This is a genomic window from Aeromonas sp. s9, from assembly GCF_040907765.1.
Classification (GTDB): Bacteria; Pseudomonadota; Gammaproteobacteria; order Enterobacterales; family Aeromonadaceae; genus Aeromonas; species Aeromonas caviae.
This window is the reverse complement of sequence record NZ_JBFOCK010000052.1, coordinates 1-1,869: the sequence shown is the minus strand read 5'-3', so window position 1 is coordinate 1,869 and position 1,869 is coordinate 1. Positions and strand designations below refer to the sequence as shown.

At 43.2% G+C, this 1,869-nt stretch carries 1 protein-coding gene and 1 pseudogene; one reads left to right on the top strand and one right to left on the bottom strand.

What is annotated here, in order from left to right:
• A pseudogene (locus AB5Y54_RS10520) lies at nucleotides 1–489 on the top strand (IS481-like element ISAs19 family transposase); the annotation flags it as partial.
• A gap of 139 nt (nucleotides 490–628) precedes the next feature.
• On the opposite strand, the gene AB5Y54_RS10515 reads toward AB5Y54_RS10520, so the two are convergent.
• Entirely contained in the window at nucleotides 629–1,300 is a 672-nt protein-coding gene (locus AB5Y54_RS10515; RefSeq protein WP_200164224.1) for a site-specific DNA-methyltransferase, read from the bottom strand.
• Between the last annotated feature and the right edge of the window lie 569 nt (nucleotides 1,301–1,869).

Here is a 1,869-nt window from a genome sequence, read left to right as displayed (position 1 = left end):
CAAACCGTACTGGACTGCTACAGCCGCCACGCCTGGGGACGGCTCTACACCAGCAAGCTGCCGGTGACCTCGGTCCATGTGCTCAACGAAACGGTACTGCCGTTCTTCGAAGCCCATGAGGCTCGGGTCTATACCATCCTGTCAGATAACGGGCGCGAGTTCTGTGGGCGCCCAGACCATCATCCCTACGAGCTGTTTCTGCAACTGGAGGGAATTGAACACCGGACAACCAAGGTACGCAGGCCGCAGAGCAACGGTTTTATCGAGCGACTGCATCGCACACTGCTGGATGAACACTTCCGTATCAAGGGGAGAACGACCTGGTATGAGTCGGTAGAACAGATGCAGACAGACCTGGATAGCTACCTGGAACACTACAACACCCAGCGGCCACATCAGGGCAGGATGATGGAGGGTCAGACCCCCTACAGCATGTTCAAGAAGGGTCTGAAATTGATACCGAAGGAAGTGCGCACTAAAGTAGCGTAAACAAGACACCGGTTTGAGGCCGGTGTCAGGTGATAACTAGATCTGTACAGTCTAACTAGTCCGAAATAAAACCCACCTGTTTAATTGGTGGGTTTTATTTTAATTATTCGCAAAGTGAATTCTAAGGGTGAGAGGCTGTTCAAGCAGTTACCAAATTTTTAAGTCTCGCATTTAAATGACTGTGGGCAGAGCTTGATATATCAGACCCTAGTGCATTTCTGGACAGGTTATTAGCCGCTATCAAGGTTGAGCCAGAGCCAAAGAATGGATCAATAACAGTTTCCTTTTCATTGGAACTCTGTGATATCAATATTTCTAATAAATCGACAGGCTTTTCAGTTGGATAACCTCTATGGATCCTTTTGCATTCAATGACGTCAGGGATGCTGAGGTCATTTAGCTTGCGCTTTCCCTTCTCAAAAAAAAGGATGAATTCATATTTCGCTCTGTAATGATAACCCATACCTATAGCCATTTTATTCCAAACTATAGGTTTCCAAAATTTGAACCCAGCTTTTTCTGCAATCGGTTTTACATAAAACATTGTTTCTTGATCACAGAAGAGATAAAAATGGGAGTTTCTTTTAAGAACTCGATATATTTCATGGAGTAGACTTTCGAATCTTTCGTTGGGAAATATATCAAACCATTGGTTACTTGAACCTTCGCTCACTTTTAGTCGGGTTGTTGTACCAATTTTCCTATATTTTTCTAGAGACTCATAAGGTGGATCAGTTATGACAAGGTCAACGCTCGCATCAGCGAGCGTTGACAGCCATTCAACAGCATCGTTTTGAAAAAAATTTATCATATAGATTCTAGTTGGCTACAGAGAAGGCCACGGGAGTGTACTCTTGATGGCTCCCCAATGTCTAATGTTCGACATTCTGTGCAGTAGCTTTGGTCACCATTTGGATTATTCACTGTAATGCGAGCATCTGTTTGTCCAAAAGCATCTGGATATTTATGAAAGACATGTTCATTCCCATTTGTCTTGGAGCAGTTAGGACAAGATTTATACTCTTTATTGTGGATGTCCACTTTATGAATCATTCCATTATTTAACCTTTTATCACAGCATGCACATGGCATAGTTATCTCCCTAACATGGTGATTGTCGTAGGAGTCTCATCTTGATTGGTTTTTTTTGGGGTTACTTGGATCTCTGTCTCGGGTCTCTGAAATAGTTACCTCATTTTTATAAAAATGAGACATAGATCAAAGGATTTTGTTGTGTCACCACTTTCGCGCTGAACTATGGAAATTGATTGTTCTCTCTACCTTGGGAAGGTGCGAATAAGCGGGGAAATTCTTCTCGGCTGACGCAGTCATTTCATTTCTTCATGTTTGAGCCGATTTTTTCTCCCGTAAATGCCTTGA

Excerpts from the sequence above, each read along its gene's own strand:
- AB5Y54_RS10515 (WP_200164224.1), bottom strand. The coding sequence starts at position 1,300 with ATGATAAATTTTTTTCAAAACGATGCTGTTGAATGGCTGTCAACGCTC.